Source organism: Mycolicibacterium xanthum (assembly GCF_019710635.1).
GTDB classification, from domain to species: Bacteria; Actinomycetota; Actinomycetes; order Mycobacteriales; family Mycobacteriaceae; genus Mycobacterium; species Mycobacterium xanthum.
On record NZ_JAIFZS010000027.1, the window covers coordinates 44,144 to 62,811 of the forward strand.

Sequence of the window (18,668 nt, forward strand, 5' to 3'; positions counted from 1 at the left end):
AAATCGGTTCCGGCACGGACGAAACCGGCATGTGAGCCATGCGGCGGTGATCCGCCGCGGGTGGCCGCGGGGTCGGCCGCCCCCGGACAACGCGCACCGGCCCACTCCCCCGGTCCATGAGCAAACATGATGGCATTGCCCCCTTCGGGAGCTCGGCGAAGTCGCAAACTTCACCGCGGCAAGGATCCGGACGGGGCGCGGTCGGCCCGCGCGCGTCGCACCGCGTCGACGGTGAACAACGCCAGCGCGGTCCAGATCAATGCGAAGCCCAGCCACCGAGCGGGCGGCATCGGCTCGTGCCCGACCAGCACTCCCCAACTCATCTGCATCGCCGGTGTCATGTAGAACAGCAACCCCAGCGTCACCAGCGCCAACCGCTGCGCAGCGGCGGCGAACAGCAGCAGCGGCATCGCCGTGAGCACTCCGGCCAGGACCATCAGCACCACGTGCCCGCCACCGTGACCGGTGAACGTGCCCTGCCCGTCGAGCTGAACGACGATGACGTAGGCGATGGCGAACGGGGCCGCCAGCCCCGCTTCGACGCCCACACTGACCCGCGGATCGGTCGGTACCGTCTTCTTCACCGCACCGTAGAGCCCGAACGACAACGCCAGGCCGAGACCGATCACCGGAGGCGACCCGACGTTCACCGTCAGGACCACGACCGCGACGACGGCGACGACCAGCGCGCACACCTGCCACCGGTTGAGCCGCTCCCGAAAGACCAGCAGCCCGAGCGCGATCGACACCAGCGGGTTGATGAAATAGCCCAGTGCGGCATCCACGACGTGACCGTTGTTGACCGCGTAGACGTAGATCACCCAGTTGACCGAGATGAGTGCGGCGGCCGCGGTCAGCAGCAACCAGGTTCGCCGGTCGATCGCGCGAAGGTCGCCGAGCCGGCGCACCGCGGCCACCACGACCACCATCAGGACGAAGCTCCAGATGACCCGGTGGGCGAGCACCTCGACCGCACTCGCCGGCTTCAGCAGCGGGAAGAACGCCGGGAACAGCCCCCACATGCCATAGGCGCCGACCCCGAAGAGCAGCCCCTGCCTCACAGCCGGTGGCTGCGCAGGACGTCGAGGGCGTGTTGCAGGTCGGCCGGGTACTCGCTGGCGATCTCCATGCGCCTACCGTCGGCCGGATGGGCGAACACCAGCGAGCTGGCGTGCAGCCACTGCCGCTCCAGCCCCAGCTTCTTGGCCAGCGTCGGGTCGGCGCCATAGGTGAGGTCGCCGCAGCAGGGGTGGTGCAACGCGGCGAAATGCACCCTGATCTGGTGGGTTCGCCCGGTCTCGAGCTCGATCTCGAGCAGGCTGGCCGCCTGGTGGGCTTCCAGCGTGTCGTAATGCGTGACGCTGTGCCTGCCGCCCTCGACCACCGCGAACTTCCAGTCGTGACCCCGGTGCCGCCCGATCGGCGCGTCGATGGTGCCGCTGGATGGATCGGGGTGGCCCTGTACCAGCGCGTGGTAGCGCTTCTCGACGGTGCGCTGCTTGAAGGCGCGCTTGAGGGCGGTGTACGCGCGCTCGGACAGCGCCACCACCATCACCCCGGAGGTGCCCACATCGAGTCGGTGCACGATGCCCTGACGTTCGTGGATCCCCGACGTGCTGATCCGGAACCCCGCCGCTGCCAGACCCCCCAACACCGTGGGACCGTGCCAGCCCACGGTCGCGTGGGCGGCCACGCCGGGTGGCTTGTCGACGGCGACGATGTCCTCGTCGGAGTACAGGATCGTCATGCCTTCGATGTCCACCGGCGTGTTCTCCACCGGGGCCGGCGCATCGGGCAGGCGTACCTCCAGCCAGGCCCCCGCGGTCAGCTTGTCGGACTTGGCCACCCGCACGCCGTCGAGTTCGACCTCGCCGTCCTCGGCCAGTGCGGCCACCACGGTGCGGGACAAGCCGAGCAGCCGCGCCAGCCCGGCGTCCACCCGCATTCCCGCCAGCCCCTCGGGGACCGGCATCGACCGGGTCGTCATTCCTCGCCGGACCGTCGGTCCGGGTCCGAACTGCCGACCGCCTCGCCATTCGCGGGCCCGCCGCCCGGCCCGGTCTCGCCGTCCTCCGGCCGACCCATCCCGGCCGCCCGACCATCGTCCTCGCCGCCGCCCGGCTCGCCTGTCCCGGCCGCCCGACCACCGTCCTCGCCGTCGTCCGGCGTCCGCCTCCCGACGGTGTCGAAGTCGAAGCCGAACAGCGACAACACCACCAGCAGGATCGCCCCGCCGACCACCGAGGGGTCGGCCACGTTGAAGACCGGCCACCACCCGATCGACAGGAAGTCCACGACGTGGCCGCGCAGCGGTCCCGGAGACCGGAAGAACCGGTCGATCAGGTTGCCCATCGCGCCACCGAGGATCATCCCGAGCCCGATCGCCCACCACGGCGACACCAACCGGCGACCCATCCAGATGATGCCGATCACCACACCGGTCGCGATCAGCGTCAGCACCCACGTGTAGCCGGTCGCCATCGAGAACGCCGCCCCCGAGTTGCGCACCAGCGTCCACGTCACGGTGTCCCCGATGATCGACACCGGCTGGCCCGGCGTGAGCAGCGCTACGGCGGCCACCTTGGTGACGATGTCCAGGAGGAGCACCACCCCCGCAACGGCCAGCAGCAGGCGCAACCGGCGGGGCGGCGGCTCCTGCGCGGGCACGTCGCCGGTCGCAGGCTCAACCGGGCTCGACGATTCATCGGTCACGCCACCATCATCGCAGGGCGCCGGTGCGGAAGAATTGCGCCCATGGGTCGCCTCCTCGTCATCGCCACCGGTGGGACGATCTCGACCAGCGCGGACGCGGACGGAGTGAAGCGCCCCACCCGGTCCGGCGCCGACCTCACGGCGGGGCTGGACGTCGAGGTCATCGACGCGATGGCGGTCGACAGCTCCCAGCTGACAGCACGGGACTGGGACCGTATCGCCGACACCGTTCGCAGCGCGTGCGCCGACCCGCCCGACGGGATCGTCATCACCCACGGCACAGACACCATGGAAGAGACCGCGCTGTGGCTGGAGCTGACCCACGACGGCCCGGTGCCGGTGGTACTCACCGGCGCCCAGCTCAGCTCCGATGCACCCGACGCCGACGGACCCGCCAATCTTCGCGACGCGCTCACGGTGGCAGCCGACCCGAGCGCCCGCGGCCTGGGGGTGGTGGTCAGCTTTGCGGGCACCGTGTTCGAGGCGGCCGGCCTGTACAAGACCGCCACCGCGGGGCCGCAGGGCTTCGCCGGGCGCCCGATCGGCACGGTCACGCAGAACCGGTTCGCCCACCAGCGCCGCCTCAAGCCCCGCCCGTACCTCGGCCCGCTGGTTGCCGGCGGGGCACCGCGCGTCGACATCGTCGCGGCCTACCCCGGCGCCGACGGCGTCGCGATGGATGCCTGCGTGGCCGTCGGTGCCCGCGGCATAGTGCTGGAGGCCCTCGGCTCCGGCAACGCCGGGTATGCCGTGATCGAGGCGGTGCGCCGGCACTGCTCCGACGGGATCACCGTCGTGGTGTCGACGCGCGTTCCCGAGGGCCGGGTCAATCCCGGGTACGGACCGGGCCGTGATCTCGTCGACGCGGGCGCCGTGGTGGCGCCCCGGCTGCGGCCGCCCCAGGCGCGGGTCCTGCTGATGGCCGCGCTGGCCGCCGGGACGGCACCGGGGGATGTGTTCGAGCGCTGGGGCTGAGGCCGCGCCGACTACGCGGTGCCCTGGTAGCGCGCCGTCTCCTCGACGAACTCCGGCCAGTCCAGGCTGTCGACCGGGTTGGCCGAGGTCACGGCGGCATCGTCGGCGGCGAAGGTGCGTGCGAAACCCGGGCCGCTGCCGCGGGTCTCGAACCGCACGGTCATCACCCCGTGCCCGGCGCCCTGAATCCAGCCGTGCCCGTGCTCGGTGTGGCGGACGTCGTCGCCGACCCGCCACACCGGGGCGTCGGTCACCCCCTCGGACGCGGTCGGGCGGGTTGTCCCGACATGGGCCGGTTCCTCGGTGGCCGCCAGCTCCAGATCGGGGAACAGCGACTCCTGCTGCACCTCCGACAGGCCCGAGAAGCCCACCCCGACAAGGCGAATCGGTCCGATGTCGACGGGGTCGAGCAGCAGCCGGCGCGCCATCGCGATCAGCGTCGCCGCGTCGGTGGTCGCGTACGGCAAGGTGGCCGACCTGGTCAGGATGCTCATATCGGACTTGCGCAGCTTGACCGTCACGGTGCGGGCCCCGCGGCCGTCCTTGAGCAGCCGGCGATGGGCATGTTCCCCGATCGGCCCGGCCGCCTCGCGAAGCCGGTCCAGCGTGGTCAAGTCCTCCGGAAACGTCGATTCCGCGCTGATCTGTTTGGCCGGCGCGTTCTCGGCGACCGGCCGATCGTCGATGCCGCGCGCCAACCGGTGCAGCGCGGGCCCCACCGTGGCACCGAGGATGTTGGCGACCTCGGTGTCCGACAGCGCGGCGAAGCCACCGATCGTCTCGATGCCCAGACGGTGCAGCTTCTCCTCGGCCACCGGGCCGATCCCCCACAGCTTGCGCACCGGAAGACCGTGCAGCAGCGCAGCCTCCTGGTCACGGGCCACCACCGTGACACCGTCGGGCTTGGCCAGCCCCGAGGCGATCTTGGCGATCTGCTTCCCCGAACCGGCCCCGACCGACGCGACCAGCCCGGTCACGTCGGCCACCTCGGCCCGCAACTGCTCGCAGAACTCGCCGACCTGGGCCGCCGACGCCCCGACCAGCTCGGTGGGCTCACCGAATGCCTCGTCGAACGACAGTTGCTCGAGCACCGGCACCCGGGCTCGCACCGTCTCGAACACCCGCCGGCTGGCCAGCCCGTAGACCACACCGCGCGGGGGCAGCACCACCGCGGGCGCGCCGACCAGGCGCCGGGCCTGATGCATCGGCATCGCCGAGCGGGCGCCGAACACCCGTGCCTCGTAGCTGGCGCCGGCCACCACCCCGCGCCCCCCGAGGCCGCCGACCAAAACCGGACGCCCGCGAAGCGTGGGCCGGGTCAACTGCTCCACGGACGCGAAGAACGCGTCCATGTCCAGATGCAGGACCCAGCGACCCACATGGCGAATCGTAGGCGGCTAGCGTGGCGGGCATGAACGACGTGCCGATCCGCGACGAGTCGATCCGGCTCGGCCAGTTCCTGAAATTGTCCGGTCTGCTCGACACCGGGTCGGACGCCAAGTTGGTGATCGCCGACGGACAGGTCACCGTCAACGGCGACGTCGAGCTGCGCCGCGGCCGTCAGCTGCGGTCCGGGGACATCGTGACGTTCGCCGGGCACGCCGCCCGGGTGGCCTAGCCGCCGATCACCCGATATTGCGCCCGGGGTCGTTGCCGCCGGCACCAGCAAGACCGCAGGAGCAATCTCGACGACCCGCCGATCAGGCCTTGGCGATCGCCACCCGTACGCCGTCGCCGATCATCTCCGCGTCGGAGGGCTCACCGAACTCGAAGCTGGTCGCCAGGATCTCGCCGGCGATCAGATCCCGATGGGTGCGGGCCCACAACTCGTGCGGCGCCGGCACCGACATGACAACCGAAATCCGGTCCGACACATCCAGACCCGTCGACTTACGGAGTTCCTGAAGCTCCCGGATGCGGTCCTTGGCCCAGCCCTCGGCCTCCAGCTCGGGTGTGACCGTTCCGTCCAGCACGACCAGTCCTGCGCCGTCGGGCAGCGCCGCGGTGAACTCCGGATCGGCCGCCACCAACTTGGAGGTGAACTCCTCGGGGAGAAGGACCGCGGGCCCAGCCTCCAGAGTGCCGTCGCTTCTGAGCACGCCCTGGCCCGCCTTGACCGCCTTGATCGCGGCCTGCACATCCTTGCCGATACGCGGTCCGGCGGCTCGCGCGTTGACGGCCAGCTCGAAGCGGCCGTGCGCGGCGATGTCGTCGGTGAGCTCCACCGCCTTGACGTTGAGCTCGTCGGCGATCAGCTCGCGATACGGCGCAAGACGCTGCGGATCATCAACAGCCACAGTGAGTTTCGGCAGCGGTAGCCGCACACGCAGCTTCTTGGCCTTCCGCAGCGAGGACGCCGCCGAGGCCACGTCGCGCACCAGGTCCATGTCGGCGACCAACTGCGGGTCGGCCGGCAGTGACCCGGCTTCCGGCCAGTCGGTCAGGTGCACCGACCGCTGTCCGGTCAGCCCACGCCAGATCACCTCGGTGATCAACGGCAACAGCGGGGCGGCCAGCCTGCTGGTCACCTCGAGCACCGTGTGCAGCGTGTCGATCGCGTCGGGGTCCTCTTCCCAGAACCGCGAACGTGACCGCCGCACATACCAGTTCGTCAGCGCCTCGGTGAACTGGCGCAGCTGGTCACAGGCGCGCGAGATGTCGCATTCGTCCATTGCGGTGGTCAGGTCGTCGCGCAGCGCGGCCAGCTTGGCCAGGATGTAGCGGTCCAGCACATTGGACGAATCGGTGCGCCACCCCCCCTTCTGCGGGGCGTAGAGCGCGAGAAAGCTGTAGGCGTTCCACAGCGGCAGCAGCACCTGGCGGGCGCCCTCGCGGATCCCCTGTTCGGTGACGATGAGGTTGCCGCCGCGCAGGATCGGGGATGCCATCAGGAACCAGCGCATCGCGTCGGAGCCGTCTCGGTCGAACACCTCGGTGACGTCGGGGTAGTTGCGCAGTGACTTGCTCATCTTCTGGCCGTCGTTACCCAGCACGATGCCGTGCGATACGCAGGTTCGAAACGCCGGGCGGTCGAACAGCGCCGTCGCGAGGATGTGCAGCGTGTAGAACCACCCACGGGTCTGCCCGATGTATTCGACGATGAAGTCGCCCGGGAAATGTGCTTCGACCCCCGGTGCCCCTGCGAACCATTCGGCGTTCTCGAACGGGTAGTGCACCTGCCCGTAGGGCATCGACCCGGAGTCGAACCACACGTCGAGCACGTCCTCGATGCGCCGCATGGTGGCCTTGCCGGTCGGGTCGTCGGGATTGGGCCGGGTCAACTCGTCGATGTAGGGCCGGTGCAGGTTGTCCGGCCGGACACCGAAATCCCGCTCCAGCTCGTCGAGGCTGCCGTACACATCGATCCGCGGGAAGGCCGGGTCGTCGGACTTCCACACCGGAATCGGCGTGCCCCAGTAGCGGTTTCGTGAGATCGACCAGTCCCGGGCGCCGGCCAGCCACTTGCCGAACTGGCCGTCCTTGACGTGCTCGGGGTACCAGGTGATCTGCTGGTTGAGCTCGACCATCCGGTCGCGGAACTCGGTGACCTTGATGAACCACGACGACACCGCCCGGTAGATCAGCGGGTTGCGGCAGCGCCAGCAGTGCGGATAGGTGTGCTCGTAGCTGTCGTGGCGCAGCAGCAGTGCACCGTTGGCCGCCGCGACGCCCGCCCCGTTCTTGAGGTCCCGGATGATCTGCGGGTTGGCGTCGAACACGTGCTGGCCCTGATAGTCGGCCACGGTGGCGTCGAAGCGGCCCTTGGAGTCGACCGGGGTGACCGCGGCGATGCCGGCGGCCTGCGCGGTGAGCATGTCGTCCTCGCCGTAGGCCGGCGCCATGTGCACCAGGCCGGTGCCGTCCTCGGTGCTGACGAACTCGCCGGGCAGCACCTGAAACGCGTTGGCCGAGTCCATGAAATACGGGAACGGTGGAACGTAGTGCACGCCGAGCAGGTCGGCACCCGAGTAGGTGCCCAGCACTGTCGGCTCCTCGCCGAGCTCGCGCGCGTAGGCGCCGAGCCGTGCTTCGGCCAGCACGAGACGGCGACCGTCGGCCTCGACCGTCACATAGGTGACCTCGGGGCTCACCGCGACCGCCTGGTTGGACGGCAGTGTCCACGGGGTGGTCGTCCAGATCAGCAGGTAGGCGCCGACGAGCTCTGGGCGCGGCCCACCATCGACCCGGAAGCCGACTGTGAGCGCCGGGTCCTGCCGGTTCTGGTAGACGTCGTCGTCCATCCGCAGTTCGTGGCTCGACAGCGGGGTCTCGTCGTTCCAGCAGTACGGCAACACCCGGTTGCCCTCGTAGGCCAGACCCTTGTCCCACAGCTGCTTGAACGCCCAGATCACCGACTCCATGAAGCCGATGTCGAGGGTCTTGTAGTCGTTGTCGAAGTCCACCCAGCGGGCCTGGCGGGTGACGTAAGTGCGCCACTCGTCGGTGTACTTGAGCACCGACGCGCGGCAGGCGTCGTTGAACTTCTCGATGCCCATCTCTTCGATCTGGGCCTTGTCGGTGATGCCGAGCTGACGCTGCACCTCGAGCTCGGCGGGCAGTCCGTGGGTGTCCCAGCCGAACCGCCGCTCCACCTTGTACCCACGCATCGTGCGGTAGCGGGGCACGATGTCCTTGACGTAGCCGGTCAGCAGGTGCCCGTAGTGCGGTAGCCCGTTCGCGAACGGCGGTCCGTCGTAGAACACGTATTCCGGTGCGCCGTCGCGCTGCGCGACGCTCGCGCGAAAGGTGTCGTCGCGCTCCCAGTAGTCCAGCACATCGATTTCCAGCGCCGGGAAATCGGGTGCGCCGGCGGCCGGCTTCGGATATGCGGTCACGAGTGTCTCCCGGTGCCTCAGGTCGTTCAGGCACGGGGACGAACGCCGCGCAGGTGCGCGAGCGCCGCGGTACCACCCCGCTTGCGCACCCGGTACCGGTGCGCCGCTCTCAGGGCGATGACGGGCCCACCCGTCCGGCTCTACTGGGCCGCGGTGCCGGGCAACGCCCGCCCCGCGACTGTTCTTCCGAAGGCTCCCCGGTGATGGCCGGATCCGTGCCGATGCCCGATAGTCTAGCGGGCCGGTGACCTCATCCGAGAATCACAGCGGGGTGGCGGCGTCCGACGTGATCCCGATCAGCGCCGGGCCGAACTGCTCGGCCATCTCCTCCACCGAGTAGCGGTCCAGCCGGGCCGTGTCGTAGATCCAGTCGCTGTGCAGCGATCCGCCGATCCGCCTCACCCGCACCTGCAGTGCGTGCCCGGTGGCGGGTGCCGCGGCGGCGTCGGCGGCGTCGATGCTGAGCAGGATCTCCGATTTCGCCGACGGCTGGCCGGCGGCCGACCCCAGCGCATTGTGTGCACCCTGCAGCATCTCGGTGGGCCCCATCGGCAGGCCGGCCGCGCAGATCAGCGAGACCGGGTGACACTGCCACCGATGGCCACCGGTGACGTCGACGGCCACCACACCGTCTCCACGGGCGCGGCCGAACGTCCGGCCCAACGCGGCCAGCACAATCTCCTCGGGCGTCACGCCGAGCCATTCCGCGGCGCCGTCGATCTCGTCATTCAATTCGCTCGACAACGGGCTGCTGAAATTCCCGAAGAGAACGCCTTCGCCCTCCGAGGGGCCGTGATCGAACACGTCCAGCGATACCGGTGCAGCGACGACAAACCAGTTTCTGGCCTCGTCAGCCGTGTATGGAGCGACCATGCAGCTAACCGTAGCGCGGTTGTCCCAAGACTGGGAGAACAGTCCCAAGACTGTGACGGCAGTGTCAATTACGACTATGTTAGCTGTTTGCCCGGAGGGCTCGCCGCGTACCGGAACGTGGCTATGGTGTTGATGTGCCACCGACGGATGAAAACGGCAGACAGCTCAAGACGCTGCTCGACTACCTACTCGACGGTGAGATCGACGCCAAGGACCTGTTCGACGCCCTCGGCATTTCCAGCAGCACCTATTACCGGCGCATCGAGGAGCACGACTACCCGAACGCCGAGGCGCTTCGCCGCGTCGCCGACCGGTTCGGGCTGAGCTACCCCGACCTGCAGATCCGGTTCGGGTTGATGAGCCGCCAGGAGGTCTGGCACTACGTCCAGGCAGCCGGGGAGTCCGCCGGATCCGCCCGGGCTTCGACCGTCGGCGACACGACCGTGGCCACGCCGATCGCCCGAGGGCAGCACGCTGGTGTGGTTCTTCGCCTGCGCCTGCGGCGCCGGCTTCGCGCTGACCTCTGCGTACTCCCGGCGCAGCAAGACGACATGGTTCACCCGCGCGAACAGCTGAGCGGGCACCCGTCCGCAGTGCGGACGATCAGACCGCCGCGCGGGTACGGTCGCCGAACTGTGCGCCGTGCTCGCGCACCGGGCGGTAGCCGTTGCGGCGGGCCAGCGCCGCGCCACGGCGGATCAGTGCCGCGGTCGCGACGAACCCGGCCTGGTCGGCGACCACCAGCGGCGTGAGCAAGCGGTTGTGCACATAGCCGAAGGCCAGGCCGGTCTCGGGGTCGGCCCACCCCAGTGACCCGCCGAGGCCGACGTGGCCGAAACCGGGCAGCACGCCGGGGATCGGCAGGCCGTGGTAGCCCAGGTGGAACGACAGCGGCATGACCACGCCGTGGTCCGGCCTCAGGCTCGGGCGCCCGACCAACGCGGCCGCGGTTTCGGCAGACAGGAACTGGGTTCCGTCGATGCGGCCGCCGTTGGCGATCGCGCCGTACATCCGGGCCAGGCCACGGGCCGTCGCGACCCCGTTGGCGGCCGGGATCTCCCCGTCCAGCAGCGGGATGTCGCCCTGGACCATGGCCTTGACCCCGGGAAAGTACATCGCGCCGAACGCCGCCGAGAACGGCAAGCCGGCGAGGTGCGGCGCCATCAGGTTGAACACCGGATTCTGCAGTCGGGTCTGCGGTCCGATGATCTGCGCGCTGTGGGTGGGTGCATGCACCGGGGGGCGGCCCAGGTGCAGCCCGTCGGTGTTCAGCGGCTCGGCGATCTCGGTGCGCATCAACTCGCGCATCCCCACGCCGGTAACCGACCGGGCCAGACCGGACAACAACCAGCCGAAGGTGAACGCGTGATAGGCCGGCCGGCCGTGCAGCCAGCTGATCGGTGCGGCGGCGAGCCTCTCCTCCATGCCCAGGTGATCCATCAGATCGGCCTTGGACACCCCGTTGAGCTGCGAGAGGCCGGCGCGGTGGCGCAGCGCGTCGCGCACGGTGATCGATGCCTTGCCGTTGGCGCCGAACTCGCGCCAGTACTCGGCGACGGGTGCGTCGTAGTCGATCAGCCCCCGGTCGGCGAGCCGGTGGATGACGGTCGCGGCCACCCCTTTGGTGGCGGAGAACACCATGGCGCCGGTGTCGGCGGTCCAGCGTCGTTTGCCCTTGCGGTCCGACCAACCGGTCCAGATGTCGACGACCGGCTCACCGTTGAGGTAGACCGACAATGCGCCGCCGCCGAGGCGTCGCCACGGGAACATCTGGGAGAACGCGCGGACCGCGCAGGAGAAGTTCTCGTCGGCCGCACCGTGAACCCCGCGGGGCAGCGCCCCGCCACCGGTGCCGGATGGGAGCGCTGCGCTGCGCTCCGGGTTGTTGACGCCCGTCACAATGCATTGAATTTACTCCGCGGGGCAGCAAAGAAAGCAGGTGTTACCGATTTGTTAACCGTTCGGCACCGTGGACCAGTCGACGGCCGCGAGGATCTGTTGAGCAGCAAGCGCCGGCGTCAGTTCGCCGTCGCGCACCTGCTGCTCGACACCGGCCCGGATCTCGCGGACGCCGGGACTGGACATCACCCGGTCGAGCACGGCGTCGCGGACCATCGCCCAGGTCCATTCCACTTGCTGGGCGCGTCGGCGAGCGTCGAACTCCCCCGCCTCGGTCAGCACATCGCGATGCTGAAGCACGGTGTCCCACAGTTCCGACAGGCCGGTGCCCTGCAACGCGCTCATCGTCAGAACCGGTGGCCGCCAAAGTGTTTCGCGCGGATAGATGAGCCGGATGGCACCGGCCAGCTCGCGGGCGGCCGCCTTGGCCTCCACCGCGTGCTCACCGTCGGCCTTGTTCACCACGACGATGTCGGCCAGCTCCAGCACGCCCTTCTTGATCCCCTGCAGCTGATCGCCGGTGCGCGCCAGCGTCAGGAACACGAAGGTGTCGACCATGTTGGCGACCGTGACCTCGGACTGCCCGACGCCGACGGTCTCGACGAGGATGACGTCGTATCCGGCGGCCTCCAGCAACACGATGGTCTCGCGGGTGGCCTTCGCGACCCCGCCCAGCGTGCCCGAGGTCGGCGAGGGCCGGACGTAGGCGTCGGGGTGCACGGCAAGCCTGGCCATCCGGGTCTTGTCGCCGAGTATCGAGCCACCGGTACGGGTCGACGACGGGTCCACCGCCAGCACCGCCACCCGGTGGCCGTGCTCGATCAGGTACATGCCGAGCGCCTCGATGGTGGTCGACTTCCCGACGCCGGGAACACCGGTGATCCCGACCCGCGCCGCCGCCTCCGGCTGGGGGTACCGCCCGCTTGCGGGAGAGAGCTCGAGCAGCAGCTCCTGCGCCTTCTGCCGGTGATCAGCCCGGGTCGACTCGACCAGCGTGATCGCCCGGGCCAGCGCCGAACGGTCACCGGCGCGGACCGCGGCCGCCAGCTCACCGACCGTCTGCGACATCTAGCTCAGCTGGTAGCCGAGGCGTTCGGCCAACTTCTCGAGCAGACCGATCGCGGCGTCGGCGATCACGGTGCCGGGCGGGAAGATCGCCGTCGCCCCGGCGGCGTAGAGCTCGTCGAAGTCCCCGGGCGGGATCACCCCACCGACGACGATCATGATGTCGGGCCGGCCCACCTCGGCGAGGGCGTCGCGCAACGCAGGCACCAGCGTCAGGTGCCCGGCCGCCAGCGAGGACACGCCGATCACGTGCACGTCGTTGTCCGCGGCCTGGCGGGCCACCTCCTCGGGCGTGGAGAACAGCGAGCCGACGTCGACGTCGAAGCCGATGTCGGCGAACGCGGTCGCGATCACCTTCTGGCCGCGGTCGTGCCCGTCCTGGCCCATCTTGGCCACCAGGATGCGCGGACGCCTGCCGTCGGCCTCGGCGAACTTCTCGACCAGTTCGGTCGCGGTACTCACATTTCCGGCCTTCCCGACCTCATCGCGGTACACCCCGGCGATGGTGCGGATCTCGGCCTGATGGCGGCCGTACACCTTCTCCAGCGCATCGGAGATCTCGCCGACGGTGGCCTTCGCGCGCGCAGCGTTGATCGCCAGCGCCATCAGGTTGTTGCCCAGACCGTCTCCCCCGCGAGCGGGAGGTGCCCCCACCCCCGCCGCCTCGTGAACGCCTGCGGCCCTGGTCAATTCGGCAAGTGCCGCTTGGGTCGCGTCCTCGTCGCGCTCGGCACGCAGGCTGGCCAGCTTCGCGATCTGTTCGGCGCGTACCCGGCTGTTCTCGACCTTGAGGACCTCGATCTCGTGATCGCTGCCGTTGGCGGCAACCTGGTACTTGTTGATGCCGATCACGGTCTGCGCACCCGAGTCGATCCGGGCCTGGGTGCGCGCGGCCGCCTCCTCGATGCGCAGCTTCGGGATGCCCTCGCTGATCGCCTGGGCCATCCCGCCGTGCTCGGCGATCTCGCGGATGTGGGCGCGGGCCTTCCCGGCCAGCTCGTGGGTCAGCCGCTCGACGTAGTAGGAGCCACCCCATGGGTCGATGGGCCGGGTGGTGCCGGACTCCTGTTGCAGCAGCAGCTGGGTGTTGCGGGCGATGCGGGCGGAGAAGTCGGTGGGCAGCGCCAGCGCCTCGTCGAGTGCATTGGTGTGCAGCGACTGGGTGTGCCCCTGGGTGGCCGCCATCGCCTCGATACAGGTTCGGGCCACGTTGTTGAACGGATCCTGCGCAGTCAACGACCAGCCCGAGGTCTGCGAATGGGTACGCAACGACAGCGATTTCGGGTTCTCGGCGCCGAACTCGGCGACCAGCTCGCTCCACAGCAGCCGGCCCGCGCGCAGCTTCGCGACCTCCATGAAGAAGTTCATCCCGATACCCCAGAAGAACGACAGCCGGGGGGCGAACTTGTCGATGTCCAGGCCGGCGTCCTGCCCTGCCTTGAGGTACTCGACGCCGTCGGCCAGCGTGTAACCCAGCTCGAGATCCGCCGTCGCGCCGGCTTCCTGGATGTGATAGCCCGAGATGGAGATGCTGTTGAACTTCGGCATCTTGGCGCTGGTGTAGCCGAAGATGTCGGAGATGATCCGCATCGACGGCTTCGGCGGGTAGATGTAGGTGTTGCGGACCATGAACTCCTTGAGGATGTCGTTCTGGATGGTCCCGGCCAGTTTCTCCGGCGGCACGCCCTGTTCCTCGGCGGCCACCACGTACAGCGCGAGGATCGGCAGCACCGCACCGTTCATCGTCATCGACACGCTCACCGCGGACAGGTCGATCCCGTCGAAGAGCTGGCGCATGTCCAGGATCGAGTCGATGGCCACGCCCGCCATCCCGACGTCACCGGCGACCCGCGGGTGGTCGGAGTCGTAGCCGCGGTGGGTGGCCAGGTCGAACGCCACCGACAGGCCCTTCTGTCCCGCCGCCAGGTTGCGGCGGTAGAAGGCGTTGGACTCGGCGGCCGTGGAGAACCCGGCGTACTGGCGGATGGTCCACGGCTGGTTGACGTACATCGTCGGGTACGGCCCGCGGATGAACGGCGGCTCCCCGGGGAAGCTGTCCAGCGGATAGCCCTGCGCCACCGCCTCGTCACGGTCGGCGGCGGTGTACACCGGCTTGACCTCGATGCCCTCCGGGGTGACCCAGTCCAGCTGCTCGGCGGTGTAGCCGTGGGCCGCGGCTGCGGCGGCGGTGAGATCGGCGACGGCTTCGGCCGTCGGTGCATCGGGCGCGGGCCCGCCCTGCAGGGGCACCTCGGCGAAGCTGGCGATCCCGGCCGGGGTGCCGGTCGGAGCCACACCGGCGGCGACATTGGATGCCGGAGCCGCACCGGCGGCGACATCAGATGTAGTCATATGGATCACGCCCCCAATCGGGTGAGCAGGGTCGACAGCGCATCGACCGCGTCGATCTTGGCGGTCAGATAGCCGTCCGGTTTGGTGGCGGCCGCTGCCACGGACTTGTCGGGTCCGGCCAGGTAGACCTGTTCGACCCCGGCGTCGTAGGCGGCCGCGACGACGTCGGAGGCTTCCGCGCCGTAGCGGGTGTCGGTGCCGCAGATCACCGCGATCTTCGGCCCGCCGGCGGCGGCGACCGCGGCGGCCACCCCGGCGACATCAAGCGAGCCGGGGTTGACCGCCTCGATGCCACCGGAGGCCAGCAGGTTGGCGGCGAACGTCGCACGAATGTTGTGCTCGGCCAACGGGCCCAGCGGCAGCAGCAGCACCGCGGGCCGGGCGCCGTGGGCCGCCAGATAGGCGTCCGAGCGGTTGCGCAGCTCCTCGAAGGCCGCCGCGTAGAACTTCACGTCCGGTCGGGTGTCCGTCTGTGCCAGCGGCGGTTCGGACAGATTCGGAAACTCGTTGATCCCGGTGACGGCCGTGCGGCGGTGTCTGATGTCGGCGTCCCGAGCCGAGGCCACCGCCGCGATCTCCGCGGTGAGGAATCCGGTGGCCGCCGAGAACCCGCCGCGCGACTCGATGGCCTGGAAGTTCCTCCACGCACCCTGCGCCAGCTCGGCGGTGAGATCCTCGATGAACCAGGAGCCCGCTCCCGGGTCGAGGACCCGTCCCAGATGCGATTCCTCCAGCAGCAACAGCTGGGTGTTGCGGGCGATCCGGCGGGAGAAACCGGCCGCCATGCCGGCCGCACCGTTGGGGATCGCGGCGTCGAACGGAACCACCTCGACGGTGTCGGCTCCGCCGACCCCGGCACCGAAAGCCGCCAGCGTGCAACGCAGCATGTTCACCCACGGGTCACGCTGGGTCATCATCGGCCAGGCAGTCGTCGCATGGACGGTGGCCGCACCGGCCTCCGGAGCCCCGGCGACCTCGGCGACCCGAGCCCAGAGTTGGCGGGCCGCACGGAATTTGGCGATCGACATGAACTGGTCGTCATCGGCGGCGAACCGGAAGCTGATCTGGCGCAGCGCATCGGCGACGTCCAGGCCGGCGGCGGTCAGCACACGCAGGTACTCCACCCCCGCGGCGATCGCCCCGGCCAGCTCCCAGGAGGCGTTGGCACCCTGCCCGTTGAGGAGCGGACCGTCCACGGTGATGGCCCGCACCCCGCCGCCGAACCCGGTGAGTTCGGTCGCGAGCCCGATGACCTCGTCGAGCGGCGGCGAGGACGTCGCCGCGTCCAACCCGGAGATCAGTGGGTCGGCGCCGAAGTCGATCGACAGCCAGGCCCGTTGATCGGCATCCAGCCCGGCCAACAGCGACAGCACGGTATCGGCCGCGGCGCGGTAGTCGGCGCCGGCCGCCAGCACGATCGGCACGAGGTCGAGGTAGACGCCCTCGAGTAGCGCCCGGAGTCCGGACACGTCGACCCCCGCGGCCCCGACGACGAGCCGCAGCCCACTCACTCCGTCGGACAGCGCGCCGAGGACCGCGGCGTTGTCCCGTTCATGGAGGTCCGTACCCGCCGGGAAGCTTTCCACGACCTTCCAGCCCGACAGCACGTCGCGGGTGGCGTCACCGCCGCGGGTGAACGGAAACCGACCGGGCAGCGGAAGCTCGGGCCGGGCATCCAGCGCGGTGTAGAGGGGACGCACCGCGAAGCCTTCGTAGGTGGGGGTGTCGAGCAACCGTTCGGGCTCGGCGGGCAGATCCGCGGGGTCGCGCCGGCTGCTCTTCGCCAGCACGCCGGCCACTGCGGAGCGCCAGCGCTCGCGATCGGATTCAATGACGCTCGAGGACACTCGCGACTCCTGGTTATCGCCTTGTCTGACCAAGTGTGACTAGACCACCCAAGACATGAGGCTAAATGATCGCCGTCGCGCCAGTGCGCGGTGGTCGTCACGCCGATGCGTCGTAGTCACCGTGATGTTTGACCACGCCACCGGGGGCCACGGCCACGCCCCGTACTGTTGTGAGGCGTGAAAGCCGTCGTCAGCTCGCTGCGCACCGTTCGGGCGGCGGTGACGACCACCCTCAGGTCGGTTCCGCCGACCCGGCTGGCGGCGGTGACCACCGCGATTGTGATCCTCGTCGCAATCGCGGTGTTCGTACCGCTTCCCACCGCGGTGCAACTGCGGGACTGGGCCACCTCGGCCGGGGCGTGGTTCCCGCTGGTCTTCTTCGCGGCGCACGTCGTGATCACGGTGTTCCCGTTCCCCCGGACCGCGTTCACGCTCGCGGCGGGTCTGCTGTTCGGCCCCTATCTGGGCATCCCGATCGCGGTGGCGGCCAGCACGGTGAGTGCACTGATCGCGGTGGTGCTGGTACGTGCGGCAGGGTGGCAGCTCAGCCGCTGGATGCACCACCCGCGCATCGAGGCGATCGACGCCCGGCTCCGCGCCCGGGGCTGGGCGGCGGTGCTGGCCACCCGGCTCATCCCCGCGGTGCCGTTCTCGGTGCTCAACTATGCGGCGGGCGCCTCGGCGGTGCGGATCCTGCCCTACACGCTGGCCACCGTCGTCGGCCTGCTCCCGGGTACCTCGGCGGTCGTGATCCTCGGCGACGCGCTGACCGGCAACGTCAGCCCGCTGCTGTTCGTGGTGTCACTGGGCACCGCCAGCCTCGGAATCGCCGGGTTGATCTACGAGATCCGCAGCCACCGCCGCGACACGCGACACCACGCCGATCAGATCGAGTGCGCGCCGCCGCTTCGCTCGGGCGGGGGCGGCGGTACCGGCGGAGCACCGAGTTGTGCCGTCGGCGCTGCGGGCGTCGACGACGACAGGTAACCCGGGCCTGCGACGGGTGTGCGCGCCTCGGCTTCGGCCTTGGCCACCGCCTGCGCGATCGCCGGGTCGGTCTCGGTGGAGAACCAGTCGGCGACCTCGTCGGAGTCGTCCTCGGGCCGGGCCAGATCCTGCTCGACCGGTGACGGGGTGTAGCGGAACACGCCGTCTTCGCCGGGCGCACCGAGCATTTTGGTGAAGCCCTGCAGCGCCGCGCCGAAGTCGCTGGGCACCAACCACACCTTGTTGGCCTCGCCCTGGGCCATCTGCGGCAGGGTCTGCAGATACTGGTAGGCCAGCAGCTCCGGCGTCGGGCGGCCGGCCTTGATCGCGGCGAAGGTCTTCTCGATCGCCTTGGCCTGCCCCTGCGCCTGCAGGTAGGCCGCGGCGCGCTCACCCTGCGCCCGCAGCATCCGGGACTGCCGGTCGGCCTCGGCGGCCAGGATGGCGGCCTGCTTTGCGCCCTCCGCGGCCAGGATCTGGGCCTGCTTCTGCCCCTCGGCCTGTTTGATCGCGGCCTCGCGATTGCCCTCGGCGGTCAGGATCATGGCGCGCTTCTCGCGGTCCGCGCGCATCTGCTTCTCCATCGAGTCCTGGATCGACGGCGGCGGGTCGATGCTGCGCAGCTCGACGCGAGCCACCCGCAGCCCCCACCGTCCGGTCGCCTCGTCGAGCACCCCCCTGAGCTGATTGTTGATCGAGTCGCGCGAGGTCAGGGTCTGCTCCAGCGTCATGCCGCCCACCACGTTGCGCAGCGTCGTGGTGGCCAACTGCTCGACGCCGACGATGTAGTTGCTGATCTGGTAGACCGCCGCCTGTGGGTTGGTGACCTGGAAGTACACCACCGTGTCGATGTTCACCGTCAGGTTGTCCTCGGTGATCACCGGCTGCGGCGGGAACGACACCACCCGCTCGCGTAGGTCCACCCGCGCCCGGATCTTGTCGACGAACGGCAGCAGCAGCGTCAGCTGCCCCGACACCGTCTTGCTGTAGCGGCCCAGCCGCTCGATGACGGCGGCCTCCGCCTGTGGGATCAGGGCCACCGACTTGGCGACCACCACCACAGCGAACAACACCAGGACAGCCAGCAGCACCAGTCCTGCGACTGCACCCTCCATGACGGGCT

Annotated in this window: 14 protein-coding genes and 1 pseudogene; 4 read left to right on the forward strand and 11 right to left on the reverse strand. The window is 69.8% G+C overall.

The features are described from left to right. Positions 1-170: 170 nt before the first annotated feature. The 3 genes from rarD to lspA are packed head-to-tail and all read right to left on the reverse strand — an operon-like array spanning position 171 to position 2,712. Positions 171-1,061, reverse strand: coding sequence for an EamA family transporter RarD (gene rarD / locus JDV09_RS12345; protein ID WP_221369421.1), 891 nt, complete (start codon positions 1,059-1,061; stop codon positions 171-173). After that, positions 1,058-1,987: an RluA family pseudouridine synthase gene (locus JDV09_RS12350; protein WP_221369422.1), complete on the reverse strand. Its 930-nt coding sequence runs from the start codon at positions 1,985-1,987 to the stop codon at positions 1,058-1,060. The genes rarD and JDV09_RS12350 overlap by 4 nt, the downstream gene beginning before the upstream one ends. Continuing rightward, the gene (lspA, locus tag JDV09_RS12355; protein WP_308124102.1) at positions 1,984-2,712 is read right to left on the reverse strand and encodes a signal peptidase II; all 729 of its coding nucleotides are present in this window, start codon (positions 2,710-2,712) and stop codon (positions 1,984-1,986) included. Before lspA ends, JDV09_RS12350 begins: the two co-directional genes overlap by 4 nt. Positions 2,713-2,754: 42 nt before the next feature. On the opposite strand from lspA, the gene JDV09_RS12360 reads away from it, so the two are divergent. Then, the gene (locus JDV09_RS12360; protein ID WP_221369423.1) at positions 2,755-3,687 is read left to right on the forward strand and encodes an asparaginase; all 933 of its coding nucleotides are present in this window, start codon (positions 2,755-2,757) and stop codon (positions 3,685-3,687) included. Between the two features lie 11 nt (positions 3,688-3,698). Here JDV09_RS12360 and JDV09_RS12365 read toward each other — a convergent pair whose 3' ends face one another. Next, positions 3,699-5,039 (reverse strand): DNA polymerase IV, encoded by a 1,341-nt coding sequence (locus tag JDV09_RS12365; RefSeq protein ID WP_372452906.1) that lies wholly within the window; start codon positions 5,037-5,039, stop codon positions 3,699-3,701. 59 nt (positions 5,040-5,098) lie between these two features. Here JDV09_RS12365 and JDV09_RS12370 point away from each other — a divergent pair, with 59 nt between their 5' ends. Beyond that, entirely contained in the window at positions 5,099-5,305 is a 207-nt protein-coding gene (locus JDV09_RS12370; RefSeq protein ID WP_221369425.1) for an RNA-binding S4 domain-containing protein, read from the forward strand. Positions 5,306-5,387: 82 nt separating this feature from the next. Here the strand turns inward: JDV09_RS12370 and ileS are convergent, their stop codons facing one another. Continuing rightward, entirely contained in the window at positions 5,388-8,522 is a 3,135-nt protein-coding gene (gene ileS, locus JDV09_RS12375) for an isoleucine--tRNA ligase (RefSeq protein WP_221369426.1), read from the reverse strand. Positions 8,523-8,783: 261 nt separating this feature from the next. Continuing rightward, positions 8,784-9,395, reverse strand: coding sequence for a hypothetical protein (locus JDV09_RS12380; RefSeq protein WP_221369427.1), 612 nt, complete (start codon positions 9,393-9,395; stop codon positions 8,784-8,786). Positions 9,396-9,529: 134 nt separating this feature from the next. On the opposite strand from JDV09_RS12380, the pseudogene JDV09_RS26785 reads away from it, so the two are divergent. Continuing rightward, positions 9,530-9,791: pseudogene (locus JDV09_RS26785) on the forward strand (helix-turn-helix domain-containing protein); the annotation flags it as partial. 207 nt (positions 9,792-9,998) lie between these two features. On the opposite strand, the gene lipL reads toward JDV09_RS26785, so the two are convergent. Genes lipL through mutA form a run of 4 tightly spaced genes read right to left on the reverse strand, consistent with a single transcriptional unit; the run spans position 9,999 to position 16,558 of the window. Next, entirely contained in the window at positions 9,999-11,294 is a 1,296-nt protein-coding gene (gene lipL / locus JDV09_RS12390) for an esterase/beta-lactamase LipL (RefSeq protein WP_221369429.1), read from the reverse strand. A gap of 54 nt (positions 11,295-11,348) precedes the next feature. Continuing rightward, positions 11,349-12,362 carry a methylmalonyl Co-A mutase-associated GTPase MeaB gene (meaB, locus tag JDV09_RS12395; protein WP_221369430.1) on the reverse strand — a complete coding sequence of 338 codons (1,014 nt, stop codon included), beginning with the start codon at positions 12,360-12,362 and terminating at the stop codon, positions 11,349-11,351. Further along, positions 12,363-14,711 (reverse strand): methylmalonyl-CoA mutase, encoded by a 2,349-nt coding sequence (gene scpA, locus JDV09_RS12400; protein ID WP_255605242.1) that lies wholly within the window; start codon positions 14,709-14,711, stop codon positions 12,363-12,365. It abuts the gene before it with no gap. A gap of 5 nt (positions 14,712-14,716) precedes the next feature. Beyond that, positions 14,717-16,558, reverse strand: coding sequence for a methylmalonyl-CoA mutase small subunit (mutA, locus tag JDV09_RS12405; RefSeq protein ID WP_221369431.1), 1,842 nt, complete (start codon positions 16,556-16,558; stop codon positions 14,717-14,719). Between the two features lie 177 nt (positions 16,559-16,735). On the opposite strand from mutA, the gene JDV09_RS12410 reads away from it, so the two are divergent. Beyond that, positions 16,736-17,545, forward strand: a complete 810-nt coding sequence (locus JDV09_RS12410; protein ID WP_221369432.1) for a TVP38/TMEM64 family protein — start codon at positions 16,736-16,738, stop codon at positions 17,543-17,545. On the opposite strand, the gene JDV09_RS12415 is transcribed toward JDV09_RS12410, so the two are convergent. Continuing rightward, a complete protein-coding gene (locus JDV09_RS12415) occupies positions 17,443-18,660 on the reverse strand; it encodes an SPFH domain-containing protein (RefSeq protein WP_221369433.1) in 1,218 nt (405 codons plus the stop codon). The genes JDV09_RS12410 and JDV09_RS12415 overlap by 103 nt on opposite strands. Positions 18,661-18,668: the final 8 nt, after the last annotated feature.